Source organism: Microbacterium sp. DWRC1-3, from assembly GCF_049896645.1.
In the GTDB taxonomy this organism is placed as follows: domain Bacteria; phylum Actinomycetota; class Actinomycetes; order Actinomycetales; family Microbacteriaceae; genus Microbacterium; species Microbacterium maritypicum.
Genome location: NZ_JAFCUS010000001.1, coordinates 1,910,402 through 1,926,553, shown reverse-complemented (window position 1 = coordinate 1,926,553; position 16,152 = coordinate 1,910,402). Strand labels below are relative to the sequence as shown.

Here is a 16,152-nt window from a genome sequence, read left to right as displayed (position 1 = left end):
AGGTCAGCCCTTTTCCGCGGCGTACTTCTCGGTCCAGAACGCATCCCACGACGCCAGCAGGTCGCTGGTCGACATGTTGCCCAGCAGCACGTTCTGCACGTCCTGGTCGGACTTCTGGATCCACTCGGTCCACCAGCTGACCCCGCGCGGCTGGCGCACGTTGACGTAGGTCTCCGGGTCTTCCGTCATGGTGACGTAGCTGGTCCACGGGCCCGACGAGTAGAAGTCGTCGTCGGCTGCGGCCGTGATGATCGGCACCAGGCTGTTGGCCTGGGCGAACTCGGTGGCGGGCTCGGCCGAAGAGAGGAACTCGACCAGCTTGACGGCCGCCTCCTTGTTCTCGCTGTTCTCGGCCACACCCCAACCGGCGACGGCGAGCGGCTGGGCGGCCTTGCCCGACGGGCCGACGAGCAGCGGAGCGGTGTCCCACTGGTCCTCGGTCAGCGAGGAGTCCTGCACGGTCGCGATGACCTCGGGGTCCTGCAGCAGGAAGGCGGTGGTGCCGTTCGTGAAGCCGGCGACCATCTCGGGGTAGCCCCACGAGACGGCGGAGGGCGGGGAGGCCTTCTTGAAGAGGTCGAAGTAGTCGTCGACGGCATCCTGCGCCTCGGGGGCGGCGAAGATCGTCGAGCCGTCCTCCATCAGGAACGCATCGTCGACGTCGAGTCCGTCGATCGTGTACGCCTCGATGGCCGCGACCACGTTGCTGTTGGCGTTCTGGCCGCCGCGGAAGGCGTAGCCGTAGATGTTGTTCGACGGGTCCTGGATCGCACTGGCCTGCTCGAGCAGGTCCTTCCAGCTGTGCGGCGGGCCGTCGAAGCCGGCGTCCTTCACGAGGTCGGTGCGGTAGAACAGCGACAGCCCGTAGAAGCCGTAGGGAACGAAGTAGCTCTTGCCGTCGGCGGCGACCGAGGCGGACTGGGCGTTGTCGGTCAGGGCGTCCCAGCCGTCCCACTTCTCGAGGTCGGGGCCCAGGTCGTACAGCCAGCTGTTGTTCGCGAACGGTCCGACGGTGATGTCGCGCACCTCCAGCACGTCGACGCCCTTGCCGGACTGCAGCATCTGCTGGATCTTCGCGTCGGCCTGCTCGGTGGGAGGGGAGACCAGGTTGACCGTGATCTTCGGGTTCGCCTTCTCGAAGTCGTCGAGCAGCCCGCGCAGGAGCTCGGTGCGGGCGGGGTTGGTCAGGCTCTCGACCATCTGCAGGGTGACGGCGCCGTCGGCGGACGGGCCGGAACTTGCGGAACAGCCGGTGAGAGCGAGGACGGCGACGGTGCCGAATCCCGCTGCGGTCGTCAAGATCTTGTTCTTCACGATGTGCCTCTCGGTGGGGTGGGGGTGGATGTTGCGGTCGGGCGGGGGATGGACGCGGTCAGGGAAGGACGAGGGAGTCGGCGCGGCGGATGCCGGCACGACTGAGGATCTGCGGGACGCAGCGCTCGACGAAGGCCTCGTAGTCGGCGGCCTCGTTGTAGAGGTGGGCGGAGAGTCGGAAGTAGCCGACGCCGCGGAAGCTGGTGAAGGCCGTCTCGACGCCCACCTCGTCGAGCAGGTCCATGCGCAGGGCATCGGCCTCTTCGCGGGTCGCGCCGAGCCCGAGCGGAAGGCGCACGAGTCGCATCGACGGCACGGGCGAGGGGAGCGGGGTGAGCGGGTCTTCGTCGCCGTAGGGGCGCAGGGCTTCGGCGATCACCGCGGCACCGGCATCCGCGATCTCCGCCATCGCCGTGCGCGCGGCCGCCCAGCCGAACTCGCTCTCGATGAAGTCGATCGCGGTCGGGGTCGCCAGGTAGGTCGTGGCGTCGATCGTGCCCTGGGTGTCGAAGCGGGTGGGATACGGCTCGCGCGCGGACCAGGAGTCGATGAGCGGCCAGAGCTCGTCGCGGTCGGGAGCGGTCGTGACGAGCAGGGCAGAGCCACGCGGGGCGCAGGGCCACTTGTGCAGGTTGCCGAACCACCAGTCGCCCCCCGCGACCGCTGCCGCGTCGGGGACGAGGCCGGGGGCATGGGCGCCGTCGACGAGTGTTCGCACGCCGCGCTGGGCCGCGGCGTCGGCGATGCGCCGCGTGGGCAGCAGCCGCGCGGTGGGGGAGGTGATCTGGTCGACGACGATCAGGCGGGTGCGGGGCGTGAGCGCATCGGTGAAGAGCTGCACGATCTCGTCGTCGGAGGCGAGCAGGGGCAGGGCGACGGTGCGGACCGTCGCACCGAACCGGCGGGCGAGGCGCTCGGCTCCCATCGTGATGGCCCCGTACCCCTGGTCGGTCACGAGGATCTCGTCACCGGTCTCGAGCTGCAGCGCGTTGTAGACCACGGTCGCCGCCGCGGAGGCGTTCGGCACGAAGGCGCTGTCCTCCGCACGCGCGCCCACGAACGGGGCGGTGCGCTCGCGAGCCTCCTGCACGCGTTCGGCGATGCGCGGGAACCACTCGACGGGGCTGAGATCGGCGCGGCGGCGCAGGGCGTCCTGATGCTCGACGACGACGGACGGGACCGCGCCGAAGGATCCGTGGTTGAGGTGGATCACTTCCCGGTCGAGGGGCCAGGCGTCGCGCGCTCGCATGCCGGAGTTCAGCGTGAGCGGTGCGGGGAACAGCGGTGCGGGCATCAGTCCTCATCGATGAGTCGGGCGAGTTGTTGCACAACTTTGCCACATGCCGTGGAAAACTGCCACGAAAAGGAGAAGATGAAACATAGTTGTCATACGAGTTCCCTGCGAAGGGGAGTTCCGACAGACTTCACGAGGGGCGGGGGAGTGTCAGAGAGGATGACGATGAGCGCACTCGACACGGCGCTGCACGGGCTGCGGGCACTGATCGCCGACGGCGCGCTGCGGCCCGGCGACCGGCTGCCGAGCGAGGGCGAGCTCTGCGAACGGCTCGGCGTCTCCCGGGGATCCCTGCGCGAAGCGATCCGGATGCTGGCCGCTCTCGGTGTGCTCGACACCCGTCACGGCTCCGGCAGCTACGTCAGCGAGCTGCGTGCCGCCGATCTGATCGGCAGCCTGTCACTCACCGTCGGACTGCTGCCGATGGCCGGAGTGCTGGAGCTGACCGAGCTGCGCCGCGTGCTCGAACCGCATGCCGCCGCGCTCGCCGCAGCCCGCATCGACGAGGACACGGTGGCGTCGCTGGACCGTGTGCTCGACGAGATCGAGGCGACCACCGACTTCGAGGCGCAGTCGCGGCTCGACCACGAGTTCCACATGGCGATCTCCGGCGTTGCGGGGAACGAGGCGCTGACCAGTCTGATCGACGTGCTGCGTTCGCGTTCGAGGGCCTATCGGATCTCCGACCCCGAGGACGCCGCCGAGCTGAAGGTGCACTCGGATGCCGGCCACCGTGCGATCCTGCGCGGACTCGCCGCCGCCGACCCCGTCGCCGCGAGTGCTGCGGCCTCGGCGCACGTGGCGTACACGGAGTACTGGGTGCGGAGGTACTCCGGCCTCGAGGACTGACGCGCGTTCTGGCGGAATGCTCAGCCGAGGGTGATGTCGACCTGGATCTCGGCGGCGATGCGTTCGAGGTCGGTACGTAGGGCGTCGAGGTCGACGGAGGCCGGGACCTTCGCGGTGACCGATGCCTCGAACAGGCGCCCGCCGGCCATCGCGGCATCCCTGGTCTCGGTGGCGAGCTCCTCGATGCTCAGGGCATGCGCGCTCAGCACGCCGGAGACTTCGCGCACGATGCCGGGGCGGTCGTTGCCGAGCACCTGGATCTCGAGCAGCTGATCGTCGTCTGCGGCGGCATCCGGGGTGCCGGTGAGCACGGCGAGCGTGAGGAGCCCCTGGCCCTGGAGGCCGCGCAGAGCGCTCTCGAGCTCCGCCGCCTGCTCGGTCGGCACGGAGACCTCGATGACGCCCGCGAACGTGCCGGCGAGCTCGGCCAGCGAGCTGTTCTCCCAGTTGCCGCCGTGCGCATCCACGACATCGGCGACGGCGGCCACGAGGCCAGGACGGTCTGCACCCGCGACGGTGAGGATCAGAGTAGTCATGCGGCCAGCGTAGCCCGCAGCCCTCACTCCACCCAGACGCCGGACTCCAGGAACCCGTCGAGTCGTGCCCGGTGCGGGGCGAGGTCCCAGCCTTGGGCCGCGACCCACTCGTCGGAGTAGTAGGTGCCGGCGTAGCGGACGCCGCTGTCGCAGATCAGGGTCACGACGCTGCCGGTCTCTCCCGCGGCCCGCATGCGGGCGATGAGCTGGAACGCGCCGTAGAGGTTCGTGCCCGTCGAGCCCCCGGCCCAGTGCAGGGTGCGTTCGCGCAGCAGGCGGATCGCGGCGATCGAGCCGGCATCCGGAACCTGGATCATCTCGTCGATCACGGTGGGCACGAACGAGGCCTCGACCCGGGGGCGGCCGATTCCCTCGATGCGGCTCGGACGCCCGGCCGGCGGGTCCACGGTGCCGGCCCATCCGTCGTAGAAGGCCGAGCCCTCGGGATCGACGACCGCGACCTTGGTGTCATGTCGGCGGTACTTCACGTAGCGGCCGAACGTCGCGCTCGTCCCACCGGTGCCGGCGCCCGTGACGATCCAGGAGGGGATCGGATGCCGCTCCTGGGAGAGCTGGCTGAACACGCTCTCGGCGATGTTGTTGTTGCCGCGCCAGTCGGTCGCGCGCTCGGCGAACGTGAACTGGTCGAGGTAGTGGCCGGTGCAGTCGGAGGCGAGGCGCTGCGCCTCGGGCGACATGTCCTCTGCCCGGTCGACGAAGTGGCAGGTGCCGCCGTAGAACTCGATGAGGTCGATCTTCTCCTGCACGGTCGAACGGGGAACGACCGTGATGAACGGCAGCCCCAGCATGCGGGCGAAGTACGCCTCGGAGACGGCGGTCGATCCGCTCGACGACTCCACCAGTGTGGTGTCTTCGCGGATGCGTCCGTTGACCAGGCCGTAGAGGATCAGCGAGCGCGCGAGGCGATGCTTGAGGGAGCCCGTGGGGTGCACGGACTCGTCCTTCAGGTAGAGGTCGATGCCCCACTCGGAGGGCAGCGGGAACAGGTGCAGGTGGGTGTCGGCGCTGCGGTTGGCATCGGCTTCCAGCAGGGCGATCGCGGTGCTGGTCCAGTCGCTCATGCCCTCGACATTACCGGCCGCTCAGCCGACCGTCCCGGCACGGGACGCCCCGCCTTCGCCATCGACGTGCAGCAGCGAGGCCTGCGACTGCTCCTGCTGCAGTTGGAACTCGAAGCGCGAGCGGTCGCCGCGGTGATACGCGATGAAGTACTCGATCGGCGTGCCGTCGGAGCTGCGGCTGATGCTGCGCAGACGCAGCAGGGCCGAGCCGGCGCTGACTCCCAGATGCTGTGCCTGCTCGTGCGTGGCCACGGTCGCCTCTGCTGAGCGCACGCCGTGCGTCGCGACGATGCCGTTGTCGGCGAGCAGTCGGTACAGAGAGCCCTCGGTCAGGTCGGCGCCGAGCGTCACACGGCCGACGGCCTCCGGCATCCACGTCGTCGACAGCGACCACGGCTCGCCGTCGACATGGCGCAGACGCTCCAGCACCACGACGGGCGACCCCACGGGCACCTCCAGCGCCAGGGCGACCTCTTCATCCGCCGTCGTCTGCTCGTGCCGCAGCACGTCGCTGTGCACATGGCCGCCGCGGCGCTCGACATCGTCGTACAGACCGACCAGCGTGTGCACCAGGCTCTCGCTCGTGCGGGGACGGGAGACGAAGGTGCCCTTGCCCTTCACCCGCTCGACGAGTCCCTCGTGTTCGAGCTGGGCGAGCGCCTGGCGCACGACGGTGCGCGAGATGCCGTAGCGCTCGCACAGCCGATGCTCACCGGGCAGCGGGTCGCCGGGCTGCAACCCATCGCGCGCGATGCCGTCGATGATCAGCTGGCGCAGCTGGTCGTACATCGGCGCGGCGGAGTGCCGGTCGATCGCGTCGTCGACGAGGGCCATCAGTACGCCACCCCCGCGTGCAGGATCACGTTCGCGTAGGGGGTGAACTCCCCCGACCGCACGAATGCGCGGGCGCCGTGGCTGAGCTTCTTGAACTCGACGTGCGGGAGGAGTTCGATCTCGAATCCCATCCCGGCGAACCGCTCCCGCAGCGCGGCCAGCACCTCCGGGCTCTTCTCGGCGACCTCTGCCGAGACCGTCGCTCCCTCCACGACCAGCTCGGCGAGCACGGTGTCGAGCACGTCGAGGAAGGCCGGAGCCCCCGGCCGATACGCCAGGTCGATGCGCTCGGAGCCCGAGGGGATCGGCAGGCCCGCGTCGGTGACGACGAGCAGGTCGGTGTGGCCGGTCTCGCTGATCACGCGGGAGAGCGCGGGATTGATCGTGGTGGCTGTCTTGCGCATGTGGCTCCTCGGTGCTCCGCAGGTTCGGTTCGCGAGTTCGGTTCGCGAGTTCAGTTCGCGACGGGTGCGGCCGAGCGCTCCGTCAGGAACGCATCGACCTCGGCGCGGTGGGGAAGGCTCGGCGACGCCCCCTGCTTGGTGACGGTGAGGGCGCCGGCCGCGGTGGCCAGGCGCACGGCATCCGCCAGGGTGCTGCCGTTCGCGAGCGCTGCACCGAGGTATCCGGCGTAGGCGTCGCCCGCCGCGGTCGTGTCGACGGCCTCGACCGGGAACGGAGGGATCACGGATGCGCCCTCGGCCGTGACGACGCACGACCCCTGGCCCGCGAGGGTGATCACGGCGGCGCCGACGCCCTGGGCGAGGAACCAGCGTCCGGCGCGTTCGGCCGATGCGGCATCCGTCACCTCGATGCCGCTGATCAGCGTCGCCTCGGTCTCGTTGGGGGTGACGATGTCGATGCTCCGCCAGATCTCCGCATCGAGCTCGGCGGCCGGTGCCGGGTCGAGGATGACCGTCATCCCGTGCTCGCGTCCGCGCGCGGTGATGTGCGCCGTGAGTGCCGACGGCGTCTCGAGCTGGGTGAGCAGCACCGAGGTCGTGGGGGCGAGAGCTGCGAGCGCCTCGTCGATCTGCGCGGCGCTGAGGGCGGCGTTGGCGAGCGGCACCATCACGATGTCGTTCTGCGCCGAGGAGTCGACCCGGATGTGCGCGATGCCGGTCGGGCCGGGAACCGTGCGCAGGTGCGTGAGGTCGACGCCCGCTGCCGTGAGCCCGTCGACGACCAGGTCGTGGAAGAGGTCGTCTCCCACGCAGCCGACGAAGCTCGTGCGTGCACCGGAGCGACCGGCGGCGACGGCCTGATTCGCGCCCTTGCCCCCCAGCATGAGGGTGAACTCGTCGCCGAGGATCGTCTCGCCTCTGGCCGGCAGGCGCCCGGAGAAGGTGGTCACATCGGCCGTGACGCTGCCGACGATGACGACGCCGGTGCGGTCCTCGGGGTGTGCGGGGGTCATCTCGCTCCTGATCTTCCTCGACGGCAGGCATGGCCGTCGCTTTGACAGACCGCGATGGCTGTCATTACATTAGCCGAATCCGCACCTGTAACGACAGGTTGTCCGCGAGGAGACCCCGATGACCCCGATCGCGCCACGCCTGTACGTCGACAGCGCCGATGTCGACCGTGTCTCCCCGCTGCTCGCCGCGGGGGTGGTGCACGGCGTCACCACGAACCCGACCATCCTCGAACGCGGTGGCCGCACCGCCGCCGAGATCCCTGATCTCTACGCCCGCTGGGAGTCGGAGGGGGCGCGCGAGATCTTCTTCCAGACCTGGGGTGGCGACACCGCCTCGTTCCTCCGCAACGCCGAGGGCATCCGCGCGCTGGGTGACCGGGTGGCCGTGAAGGTGCCGGCGACGGCTGAGGGTTTCGCCGCCGCAGCCGCGCTCGTGCGCGAGGGGGCGACCGTGCTGGTCACCGCCGTGTACTCGGTCGCGCAGGCCCTGGCGTGCGCGTCGATCGGCGCGCAGTACATCGCCCCGTACCTCGGACGCATGCGCGATGCCGGGCTCGACGGCGACGCGACGATCGCCCGCATGCAGGAGGTGTGCGCGGGGAGTGCGTCGAACGTGCTCGCCGCATCCCTGCGCTCGCCGGATGACATCACGGGCCTGCGACTGGCGGGGATCCCCTACTTCACCGCGGCTCCCGATGTGCTGGACCGGCTGCTCTTCCATGAGGTGAGCGACAGCTCGGCGGCCGAGTTCGACGCCGCCATGGTGCGTCTGGGGGCGTGAGCGGCTGCTCCCGCCGGCGTCAGCTCGCTGCGGCCTGACGCAGCCAGCGCTCGACGCCCGCGATGTGCGCCGTGGCCAGAGAGGTCGCGAGGGCGGAGTCATGCTGGGCGATCGCGTCGGCGATGGCCCGGTGCTCCGACAGGGTGCGCTCGACAGCGCCGCCCTCGGTGAGGCCGCGCCAGACGCGGGCGCGGACGGTCTGGCTGCTCAGGTGCTCGATCAGGCTCGCGAGGTAGGCGTTGCCGGACATCGCGACGATCTCGCGGTGGAACCGGATGTCGTGGTCGACCAGGGACTCGATCGTGACCGCCGCATCGATGGAGTCGACCTCATCCTGCAGCTCGGCGATCTGCTCATCTGTCCCGAGCGTCGCCGCGAGCCCGGTCGCCTGCGACTCCAGCATGCGCCGCACTGCGAAGATCTCGAGCATCGAATCGTCGTCGTGCATGTCGACCACGAACGAGATCGCCTCCAGCAGCAGATGCGGCTCGAGGCTCGTCACGTAGGTGCCGTCGCCGCGACGCACGTCGAGGACCCGGATGACCTCCAGCGCCTTGACCGCTTCGCGCATCGAGCTGCGGGACAGGCCGAGTCGTTCGGACAGCTCCTTCTCGGGGGGAAGCCGATCACCGGGGGAGAGCTCGCCCGCCACGATCATCGCCTTGATCTTCTCGATCGCCTCGTCGGTGACTGCCATGGCGTCATCCTAGCGATTGATCGGATGTCTCCGGCAGGATGGAGCCATGCGCGTTCTCGATTCACATCTGCACCTCTGGGATCCGGAGGTTCTGACGTACACCTGGCTCGAAGGGCCGATGGCCTATCGTTTCGCCGACCTCGAGCTCGAGCATGCCCGCCTGGGCCTGGCCGAACCGGAGAGGTCGGTCTTCGTGCAGGCGGAGACGATCGAAGACGACTTCCTCGCCGAGGTCGACTGGGTCGCGGGCCTCGCCCCTGCGCTCGGCATCGTCGGGATCGTCGCGGGTGTACGACTCGACAGGGGGACCGACACGGTCGCGCACCTGGAGGGACTCCTGGCGGAACCCCTCGTCGTGGGCGTGCGGCACAACCTGCAGGGTGAGCCGGACGGACTCGCGGTCTCGGCGGCGTTCGTGACCGGTGCCAGGGAGGTCGCCGCTCGTGACCTGAGCTTCGACGTCTGCGTGCGCGAGAACCAGCTGCCCGACATCGCCCGCCTCGCCGGAGCGATCCCCGAGCTGCGGCTCGTGCTCGATCACCTCGGAAAGCCCGCCGTCGGTACGGCGGCGTCCCCGCTCGCGCCGTCCGCGGAGTGGGCGCGCGACCTCACCGAGCTGGCGCGGCATGCGAACGCCTTCTGCAAGCTCTCGGGGCTGCCGGGAGAGGCGGGCGGCGACTGGAGCGCCGAGCAGCTCGAGCCGTTCCTCGACGTGGCGGCGGACGCCTTCGGCGTCGAGCGGCTGATGTGGGGGAGCGACTGGCCCGTCTCCGTGATCGGTCCGGCCGAGGACGGCGACCCGCATGCGCCGGAGGATGGGTCCGCCACCTACCAGGCGACGGCGCGATCGCGCTGGGCCGACACCGTGATCGCCTGGGCGCAATCGCGTGGGCATGACCTCGATGCGCTCCTGTGGCGCAACGCCGAGCAGTTCTACCGCACCGATCGGCCGCGGCAGCTGCCGACGGACAAGACTCCCCGCTCCGGCCTCCGGAGCTGGCTCCGCGGCCACCGCGGCTGAGCGCCGTCTGACCGGCGTTCCGGTCGCAGTTGCTGCCATCCCCGCACGTCGGATGCGGCGTCAACTGCGACCGGGAGGAGGTAGCGGGGGCTACTCCGCGCGCAGGCGCAGCTGGGCCATGCCGCCGTCGACCTCGATGAAGGTTCCGGTGGTCGAGCCTGCAGCGGGGCTCACGAGGTAGGCGACAGCCGCGGCGACCTCGTCGGGGCTGACCAGTCGCCCGTGGGGCTGGCGTGCCTCGAGGGCCGCACGCTCGGCGGCGGGGTCGGTGGCAGAGTCGAGCAGGCGTCCCACCCACGGAGTGTCGGCCGTGCCCGGGTTGACCGCGTTCACACGGATCCCCTCGCGCAGGTGGTCGGCGGCCATCGCGCGGGTGAGAGCGGAGACGGCACCCTTCGACGCGCTGTAGAGCGCGCGCTGCGGCAGCCCGGTGGTCGATGCGATGGATGCCGTGTTGCACACCGCCGCCGACGGGGACTTCCGCAGCCACGGGAGAGCTGCCGAGGTGACACGGGCGATGCCGGTGACGTTGACGGAGAGCACTCGCGCCCACTCGTCGTCGTCGTTCGCGGCGATGTCGCCCTGCGCGCCGATGCCGGCGTTGTTGACGACGATGTCGATGCGCCCGAACCTCTCGGCCACGGCGGCCACCGCCTCGTCGACGCTCGCGCGGTCGGAGACGTCTGCAGTGAAGGCGGCGAAGGCGGGGTCGGCCGCTTCGGTGTCGCGGTCGAGCACCGCGATGGTCGCGCCGTCGGCGTGCAGGCGCTGCGCGATCGCCGCGCCGATTCCGGATGCTCCGCCGGTGACGATCGCCACCAGTCCGTTCAGTGCGCTCACTTCTGGGCCTCCCATGCCACGAACTCCTGTCGCTGACGGCCGAGGCCGTCGATCTCGATCTCGACCACGTCGCCCGCGGCGAGGTACGGGTACTTGCCCGAGAGGGCGACGCCCTGCGGGGTGCCGGTGAGGATCAGGTCGCCCGGCTCGAGCGTCACGTACTGCGACAGGTGGTGCACGATGTGCTCGACCGTGAAGATCATGTCGCTCGTGTTCGAGTCCTGCCGCGGCTCGCCGTTCACGAAGCTGCGAAGTCCGAGTGCGTGGTGGTCGACCTCGTCGGGGGTGACGAGCCAGGGGCCGGTCGGGTTGAAGCCGGGCGCGATCTTCCCCTTGGACCACTGGCCGCCGGAGACCGTCATCTGGAAGTCGCGCTCGGAGACGTCGTTCGCGGCGACGAAGCCGGCGACGTGCGCGAGCGACTCCTCGGGACTGTCGAGATAGGCGGTGCGGGTGCCGATGACGATGCCGAGCTCGACCTCCCAGTCGGTCTTCTCGCTGCCCCGCGGGATCGTGACCGTGTCGTTCGGGCCGACGACCGTGTTCGGGGTCTTGAGGAAGAGGATCGGGATGGTGGGCGGCTCCGAACCGGACTCGGCCGCGTGGGCCGCGTAGTTCATGCCGATGCAGATCACGGCGCTCGGGCGGGCGATCGGGGCGCCGATGCGCATCGACGCGGCGTCCGCGAGCTCGGGGAGCTCTCCGCCTTCACGCGCGGCCGTGACCCGGGCGACGAAGTCACTCTCGAGGAAATCGCCGTTCACGTCGGATGTTACGGAGCGGAGGTCGAGGTATCGGTCGCCCTCCACGAGGACGGGGATCTCATTCCCGGGGGTGCCGAGCCGCGCGAACTTCATGTTTCTCCTGATCGGTCGGGAGGCCGCGATGAGGCGGCCGGTCTCGTTGACAGTATAGACATCGGATGTTTACACTCCAAGAGATCCGCACGGAAGAAATCACCCGTGCATGGAGAGGAATCCCGTGAGCCGTATCGTCGCCCTCGACACCACCGACATCCGCTTCCCCACGTCCCTGAGCCTGGACGGGTCGGACGCGATGAACCCCGACCCCGATTACTCGGCCGCGTACGTCATCGTGCGCACCGACGCCGACGACGACATCGAGGGGCACGCGTTCGTCTTCACGATCGGTCGAGGCAACGACGTGCAGGTCGCGGCGATCGACGCGCTCGCCGGGCACCTCGTCGGGCGCGAGATCGAGCCGCTGCTCGACGACATGGGCGGCACGTTCCGTGACATCATCGGCGACTCGCAGCTGCGCTGGCTCGGCCCCGAGAAGGGGGTCATGCACATGGCCATCGGCGCGGTCATCAACGCGCTGTGGGACATCAAGGCCAAGCGCGCGGGGCTTCCGCTCTGGCAGCTTCTCGCCCGCATGACGCCGGAGGAGCTCGTCGACCTGGTCGACTTCCGCTACCTCACCAACGCCCTCACCCCCGAAGACGCCCTCGAGATCCTGCGTGCGGCCGAGCCCGGACGAGCTGAGCGCGAGCAGCAGCTGCTGGCCACCGGATACCCCGGCTACACCACGAGCCCCGGCTGGCTCGGCTACTCCGACGAGAAGCTCGAACGCCTCGCCCGCGAGGCCATGGCCGACGGCTTCACCCAGATCAAGCTCAAGGTCGGCGCCGACCTCGACGACGACATCCGCCGCTTCCGCAAGGCGCGGGAGGTGTGCGGACCCGACTTCCCCATCGCGATCGACGCCAACCAGCGCTGGGAGGTGTCGGAGGCGATCGAGTGGGTGAACGCGCTCGCCGAGTTCCATCCCGCCTGGATCGAGGAGCCCACGAGCCCCGACGACGTGCTCGGCCACGCCGAGATCGCCAGGGGCGTCGCGCCCATCCGCGTCGCGACGGGTGAGCACGCGCAGAACCGTGTCATCTTCAAGCAACTGCTGCAGGCCGACGCCATCTCGGTCATGCAGATCGACGCCGTGCGCGTGGCCGGGGTGAACGAGAACATCGCGAACCTGCTGCTCGCCGCCAAGTTCGGCGTGCCCGTGTGCCCGCACGCCGGTGGTGTCGGCCTGTGCGAGGCCGTGCAGCACCTGTCTATGTTCGACTTCGTCGCGGTCACCGGCACCCGCGAGGGCCGCATGATCGAGTTCGTCGACCACCTGCACGAGCACTTCGTCGTGCCCACCGACATCCAGGGCGGCTCGTACATGGCGCCGACCGCGCCGGGAACGGGCATGGAGATGAAGGCCGACAGCATCGCGACCTACACCTGGACGGGTGCACATGTCGGTGCCTGATCGCGGGGGAGTGCGCGACCGCCTGGAGGTTCCCGCCCTCGGGTACGGCGCCGCGAACGTGGGCAACCTGTTCCGTCCGCTCAGCGACGACGAGGCGTGGGCCGTGCTGGATGCCGCGTGGGAGAGCGGCATCCGCTTCTACGACACCGCGCCGCACTACGGTCTGGGCCTGTCGGAGCGCAGGCTCGGGGCGTTCCTGCAGACCAAGCCGCGCGACCAGTACGTGCTCTCGACCAAGGCCGGGCGCCTGCTGCGGCCGAACCCCGACCACTCCGGCGGCCTCGACACCGCGAACGACTTCCACGTGCCGGACGACCTGCAGCGCGTGTGGGACTTCTCGGAGGCGGGCATTCGCGCGAGCGTCGACGAGTCTCGCGAACGGCTCGGCATCGAACGCATCGATCTGCTCTACCTGCACGACCCCGAGCGGCACGACCTCGACCTCGCGCTCGCCGAAGCCCTGCCCGCGATGGAGCAGCTGCGTGCCGACGGCGAGGTCACCGCGATCGGCATCGGCTCGATGGTGTCGGATGCTCTCGCCGCAGCCGTGCGCGCCGCCGACCTCGACCTGATCATGGTGGCCGGCCGGTACACGCTGCTCGAGCAGCCCGCCGCCGTCGACGTGCTGCCCGCCTGCCGTGTGACCGCGACCGGGATCGTGGCGGCGTCCGTCTTCAACTCGGGGCTGCTCGCATCGAGTGAGCCGCGCCGCGACGGGCGCTACGAGTACGGACAGCTTCCCGACGAGCTGTGGGACAGGCTCGTGCGCATCGCCGCCGTGTGCGCCGATCACGGTGTGCCGCTGCCCGCTGCGGCCATCCAGTTCCCCCTGCAGTCCGACGTCGTGCGCTCCGTGGTGGTGGGCGGCAGCCGGCCGGCGCAGCTGCAGCAGAACGCGGAGTATGCCGCGCTCGAGATCCCGGCTGGGCTGTGGGAGAACCTGGCCGCGGAAGGGCTCATCCCGGCGGCCTGAACCCCCCCCGCCGCCTGCGGCAGGAAGTTGTCGACGGCGGCGGGCCGAGACTCAGCGCCTCAGCGGCCGACGGTCGACTCGCGCACGATGAGCTCGGCGGGGAACGGGGTCGTCGCGGGCGGCGGTGCGCTGGGGTCGGCGAGCTGCTGCAGGAGCGCTGCTCCTGCAGCGCGGCCGATCTCGTAGCCGGGCTGCCGCACGCTCGTGAGCGGAACGACGCTCTGGTGCGCCTGGGCGACGTCGTCGAAGCCGACGAGCGCGATCTCCTCCGGCACCCGGATGCCGTGGCGCAGCAGCTGCGTGAGCACGCCGACCGCCACCATGTCGTTCGCCGCGAACACGGCGTCGGGGCGCTCGGCCGGGGGCATCGCGATGATCTGCTCGCCGGCGTGGAGCCCGTCTTCCGTGACCAGGTGCGGCACCTCGATCGTCGTCACGGTCGCCGCGGTCCCTGAGACCGCTTCCCGGAGCCCTTCCAGACGGTGGTTCGATTGGCTCACCGCCGGATTGCCGAGGAACAGGATGCGCCGTCGGCCGAGTGTCACGAGATGCTCTCCTGCGAGTCGCCCGCCGTCTCGGTCGTCGAACAGCACGGATGCGACCTTCGAGGAGTCGGGGATCGGGCCCACCACGACCGAGCGGATGCCGCGATCGGCCAGGGCTTCCAGGCGCGGCACCACGTCACCGAGCGGGTAGATGACGATGCCCTGCACCCGGTGCGCCTCGAACATGTCGAGATTGCGCCGCTCCTGTGCGTCGTCGCGGTTGCTGTTGCTGAAGAACAGCGACCAGCCGCCCTCGCGGGCGACGTCTTCGACCCCGCGCGAGAGCTCGTGGAAGTAGGGCAGCCAGGCGTCGAGCAGGATGAGGGCGAGCGCCTTGCTCGATCCCGCACGCAGCTGCCGAGCCGACTCGTTGGGCACGAAGCCCAGCTGCTCGATCGCCGACCGCACCCGTTCGCGGCTCGCTGCTCCGAGCACGTGCGGGTGGTTGAGGTAGTTCGAGACGGTGGAGGAGGAGACTCCGGCGAGGGCGGCGACGTCCTTGACGCTCGCGGGCATGGGACTCCTTGGTCGGGCCGCGTCGATCGGGGTTCCTGACGGCGTCGGCGGCATCAGGATATCGGAGGACTTGCAACGTGCCAAGAAAGTTCTTGACAGGGGTCGGTCGACCGACGTAGCGTGACTCGCACGCCGGAGTTGCAACGTGCCAACTCCGGGACGGCGACGGTGCCGCACACCCGCTGCGAGAGGTCTCATGAACATCGGCTGCCACGGGCTCGTCTGGACGGGGAACTTCGATGCCGAGGGCATCCGTCTGGCGGTGCACAAGACCAGGGAGGCGGGTTTCGACCTCATCGAGTTCCCGCTCATGGATCCGTTCACGTTCGACGTCTCCGTCGCGAAGGACGCGCTGGAGGAGTACGACCTCGCCGTCAGTGCTTCGCTCGGACTCTCCGAGGCGACCGATGTCACCAGCGCCGATCCGGCGATCGCGGCGGCGGGCGAAGCGCTCCTTGTCAAGGCCGTCGACGTGCTCGCCGACCTCGGTGGAGAGCATTTCTGCGGGGTGATCTACAGCGCCATGAAGAAGTACATGGAGCCCGTGACCCCTGAGGGCCTCGCGAGCAGCAAGGCCGCGATCGCCCGGGTCGCCGACCATGCGGCCGCGCGCGGGGTGTCGGTCTCGCTCGAGGTCGTGAACCGCTACGAGACGAACGTGCTCAACACCGCACGACAGGCCCTCGCCTACATCGCCGAGGTGGATCGCCCGAATCTCGGGATCCACATCGACACGTATCACATGAACATCGAGGAGTCGGATATGTTCACGCCCGTCCTCGATGCGGCACCGGCGCTGCGCTATGTGCACATCGGGGAGAGCCACCGCGGCTACCTCGGCACCGGAACGGTCGACTTCGACACCTTCTTCAAGGCGCTCGGTCGCATCGGTTACGGCGGCCCCATCGTGTTCGAGTCGTTCTCGTCGGCGGTCGTCGCGCCTGACCTCAGTCGCATGCTCGGCATCTGGCGGAACCTCTGGAACGACAACGACGAGCTCGGCGCGCACGCCAACGCGTACATCCGCGACAAGCTCGTCGCGGTCGATTCGATCCGCCTCCACTGAGCGGAATCGCGGGGGAAGGAGAGCGGAAGATCAAGATGTCATTACAGGTCTTCCCAATCCCTCCGACCTTAGATACATTTAGATACAACTTGCGCTGGCCGTGGCGCAGG

The 16,152-nt window shown here is 69.6% G+C and carries 17 protein-coding genes; 6 read left to right on the top strand and 11 right to left on the bottom strand.

Translation table 11 applies throughout. The features are described 5' to 3' along the window. Nucleotides 1-3: 3 nt before the first annotated feature. Both ACP699_RS09355 and ACP699_RS09350 read right to left on the bottom strand, forming a co-directional pair. Nucleotides 4-1,314: an ABC transporter substrate-binding protein gene (locus tag ACP699_RS09355; RefSeq protein WP_127483086.1), complete on the bottom strand. Its 1,311-nt coding sequence runs from the start codon at nucleotides 1,312-1,314 to the stop codon at nucleotides 4-6. A 58-nt stretch (nucleotides 1,315-1,372) separates the two neighbouring features. Then, the gene (locus ACP699_RS09350; protein WP_426170758.1) at nucleotides 1,373-2,608 is read right to left on the bottom strand and encodes an aminotransferase class V-fold PLP-dependent enzyme; all 1,236 of its coding nucleotides are present in this window, start codon (nucleotides 2,606-2,608) and stop codon (nucleotides 1,373-1,375) included. Nucleotides 2,609-2,773: 165 nt separating this feature from the next. On the opposite strand from ACP699_RS09350, the gene ACP699_RS09345 reads away from it, so the two are divergent. Then, nucleotides 2,774-3,457, top strand: coding sequence for a FadR/GntR family transcriptional regulator (locus ACP699_RS09345; protein ID WP_055866131.1), 684 nt, complete (start codon nucleotides 2,774-2,776; stop codon nucleotides 3,455-3,457). Between the two features lie 20 nt (nucleotides 3,458-3,477). Here the strand turns inward: ACP699_RS09345 and ACP699_RS09340 are convergent, their stop codons facing one another. The 5 genes from ACP699_RS09340 to ACP699_RS09320 are packed head-to-tail and all read right to left on the bottom strand — an operon-like array spanning nucleotide 3,478 to nucleotide 7,326. Further along, nucleotides 3,478-3,993, bottom strand: coding sequence for a glycine cleavage system protein R (locus ACP699_RS09340; protein WP_426170756.1), 516 nt, complete (start codon nucleotides 3,991-3,993; stop codon nucleotides 3,478-3,480). A 23-nt stretch (nucleotides 3,994-4,016) separates the two neighbouring features. Next, nucleotides 4,017-5,075, bottom strand: coding sequence for a PLP-dependent cysteine synthase family protein (locus tag ACP699_RS09335; protein WP_055866126.1), 1,059 nt, complete (start codon nucleotides 5,073-5,075; stop codon nucleotides 4,017-4,019). A gap of 21 nt (nucleotides 5,076-5,096) precedes the next feature. Next, complete coding sequence (locus ACP699_RS09330) at nucleotides 5,097-5,909, bottom strand: GntR family transcriptional regulator (protein WP_055874620.1); 813 nt, start codon at nucleotides 5,907-5,909, stop codon at nucleotides 5,097-5,099. Next, nucleotides 5,909-6,313: a D-ribose pyranase gene (gene rbsD, locus ACP699_RS09325; RefSeq protein WP_151485734.1), complete on the bottom strand. Its 405-nt coding sequence runs from the start codon at nucleotides 6,311-6,313 to the stop codon at nucleotides 5,909-5,911. The genes ACP699_RS09330 and rbsD overlap by 1 nt, the downstream gene beginning before the upstream one ends. A gap of 50 nt (nucleotides 6,314-6,363) precedes the next feature. Then, complete coding sequence (locus ACP699_RS09320; protein ID WP_400646475.1) at nucleotides 6,364-7,326, bottom strand: ribokinase; 963 nt, start codon at nucleotides 7,324-7,326, stop codon at nucleotides 6,364-6,366. A 118-nt stretch (nucleotides 7,327-7,444) separates the two neighbouring features. Between ACP699_RS09320 and ACP699_RS09315 the strand changes: the two genes are divergently transcribed. Beyond that, nucleotides 7,445-8,107, top strand: coding sequence for a transaldolase family protein (locus tag ACP699_RS09315; protein ID WP_151485736.1), 663 nt, complete (start codon nucleotides 7,445-7,447; stop codon nucleotides 8,105-8,107). 19 nt (nucleotides 8,108-8,126) lie between these two features. Here ACP699_RS09315 and ACP699_RS09310 read toward each other — a convergent pair whose 3' ends face one another. Further along, nucleotides 8,127-8,804: a FadR/GntR family transcriptional regulator gene (locus ACP699_RS09310; RefSeq protein WP_017829501.1), complete on the bottom strand. Its 678-nt coding sequence runs from the start codon at nucleotides 8,802-8,804 to the stop codon at nucleotides 8,127-8,129. 46 nt (nucleotides 8,805-8,850) lie between these two features. Here ACP699_RS09310 and ACP699_RS09305 point away from each other — a divergent pair, with 46 nt between their 5' ends. Beyond that, a complete protein-coding gene (locus tag ACP699_RS09305) occupies nucleotides 8,851-9,825 on the top strand; it encodes an amidohydrolase family protein (protein WP_426170751.1) in 975 nt (324 codons plus the stop codon). A 90-nt stretch (nucleotides 9,826-9,915) separates the two neighbouring features. Here ACP699_RS09305 and ACP699_RS09300 read toward each other — a convergent pair whose 3' ends face one another. Together ACP699_RS09300 and ACP699_RS09295 are read right to left on the bottom strand one after the other, a co-directional pair. Next, the gene (locus tag ACP699_RS09300; protein WP_426170749.1) at nucleotides 9,916-10,680 is read right to left on the bottom strand and encodes an SDR family NAD(P)-dependent oxidoreductase; all 765 of its coding nucleotides are present in this window, start codon (nucleotides 10,678-10,680) and stop codon (nucleotides 9,916-9,918) included. After that, a complete protein-coding gene (locus tag ACP699_RS09295; protein WP_017829498.1) occupies nucleotides 10,662-11,522 on the bottom strand; it encodes a fumarylacetoacetate hydrolase family protein in 861 nt (286 codons plus the stop codon). The genes ACP699_RS09300 and ACP699_RS09295 overlap by 19 nt, the downstream gene beginning before the upstream one ends. A gap of 124 nt (nucleotides 11,523-11,646) precedes the next feature. Here ACP699_RS09295 and ACP699_RS09290 point away from each other — a divergent pair, with 124 nt between their 5' ends. Both ACP699_RS09290 and ACP699_RS09285 read left to right on the top strand, forming a co-directional pair. Beyond that, nucleotides 11,647-12,942 (top strand): L-fuconate dehydratase, encoded by a 1,296-nt coding sequence (locus ACP699_RS09290; protein ID WP_017829497.1) that lies wholly within the window; start codon nucleotides 11,647-11,649, stop codon nucleotides 12,940-12,942. After that, nucleotides 12,929-13,915: an aldo/keto reductase gene (locus ACP699_RS09285; RefSeq protein WP_426170746.1), complete on the top strand. Its 987-nt coding sequence runs from the start codon at nucleotides 12,929-12,931 to the stop codon at nucleotides 13,913-13,915. Before ACP699_RS09290 ends, ACP699_RS09285 begins: the two co-directional genes overlap by 14 nt. A 59-nt stretch (nucleotides 13,916-13,974) precedes the next feature. Here the strand turns inward: ACP699_RS09285 and ACP699_RS09280 are convergent, their stop codons facing one another. Then, entirely contained in the window at nucleotides 13,975-14,976 is a 1,002-nt protein-coding gene (locus ACP699_RS09280; protein WP_426170744.1) for a LacI family DNA-binding transcriptional regulator, read from the bottom strand. A gap of 196 nt (nucleotides 14,977-15,172) precedes the next feature. Here ACP699_RS09280 and ACP699_RS09275 point away from each other — a divergent pair, with 196 nt between their 5' ends. Beyond that, nucleotides 15,173-16,042 carry a sugar phosphate isomerase/epimerase family protein gene (locus ACP699_RS09275; RefSeq protein ID WP_151485742.1) on the top strand — a complete coding sequence of 290 codons (870 nt, stop codon included), beginning with the start codon at nucleotides 15,173-15,175 and terminating at the stop codon, nucleotides 16,040-16,042. Nucleotides 16,043-16,152: the final 110 nt, after the last annotated feature.

What these genes read in the sequence shown, in the direction of transcription:
- ACP699_RS09285 (WP_426170746.1), top strand. Translation starts at nt 12,929, where the DNA reads ATGTCGGTGCCTGATCGCGGGGGAGTGCGCGACCGCCTGGAGGTTCCC.
- ACP699_RS09310 (WP_017829501.1), bottom strand. Translation starts at nt 8,804, where the DNA reads ATGGCAGTCACCGACGAGGCGATCGAGAAGATCAAGGCGATGATCGTG.
- ACP699_RS09275 (WP_151485742.1), top strand. Translation starts at nt 15,173, where the DNA reads ATGAACATCGGCTGCCACGGGCTCGTCTGGACGGGGAACTTCGATGCC.
- ACP699_RS09345 (WP_055866131.1), top strand. Translation starts at nt 2,774, where the DNA reads ATGAGCGCACTCGACACGGCGCTGCACGGGCTGCGGGCACTGATCGCC.
- ACP699_RS09280 (WP_426170744.1), bottom strand. Translation starts at nt 14,976, where the DNA reads ATGCCCGCGAGCGTCAAGGACGTCGCCGCCCTCGCCGGAGTCTCCTCC.
- ACP699_RS09350 (WP_426170758.1), bottom strand. Translation starts at nt 2,608, where the DNA reads ATGCCCGCACCGCTGTTCCCCGCACCGCTCACGCTGAACTCCGGCATG.
- ACP699_RS09320 (WP_400646475.1), bottom strand. Translation starts at nt 7,326, where the DNA reads ATGACCCCCGCACACCCCGAGGACCGCACCGGCGTCGTCATCGTCGGC.
- ACP699_RS09305 (WP_426170751.1), top strand. Translation starts at nt 8,851, where the DNA reads ATGCGCGTTCTCGATTCACATCTGCACCTCTGGGATCCGGAGGTTCTG.
- ACP699_RS09300 (WP_426170749.1), bottom strand. Translation starts at nt 10,680, where the DNA reads ATGGGAGGCCCAGAAGTGAGCGCACTGAACGGACTGGTGGCGATCGTC.
- ACP699_RS09330 (WP_055874620.1), bottom strand. Translation starts at nt 5,909, where the DNA reads ATGGCCCTCGTCGACGACGCGATCGACCGGCACTCCGCCGCGCCGATG.
- ACP699_RS09315 (WP_151485736.1), top strand. Translation starts at nt 7,445, where the DNA reads ATGACCCCGATCGCGCCACGCCTGTACGTCGACAGCGCCGATGTCGAC.
- ACP699_RS09340 (WP_426170756.1), bottom strand. Translation starts at nt 3,993, where the DNA reads ATGACTACTCTGATCCTCACCGTCGCGGGTGCAGACCGTCCTGGCCTC.
- rbsD (WP_151485734.1), bottom strand. Translation starts at nt 6,313, where the DNA reads ATGCGCAAGACAGCCACCACGATCAATCCCGCGCTCTCCCGCGTGATC.
- ACP699_RS09335 (WP_055866126.1), bottom strand. Translation starts at nt 5,075, where the DNA reads ATGAGCGACTGGACCAGCACCGCGATCGCCCTGCTGGAAGCCGATGCC.
- ACP699_RS09295 (WP_017829498.1), bottom strand. Translation starts at nt 11,522, where the DNA reads ATGAAGTTCGCGCGGCTCGGCACCCCCGGGAATGAGATCCCCGTCCTC.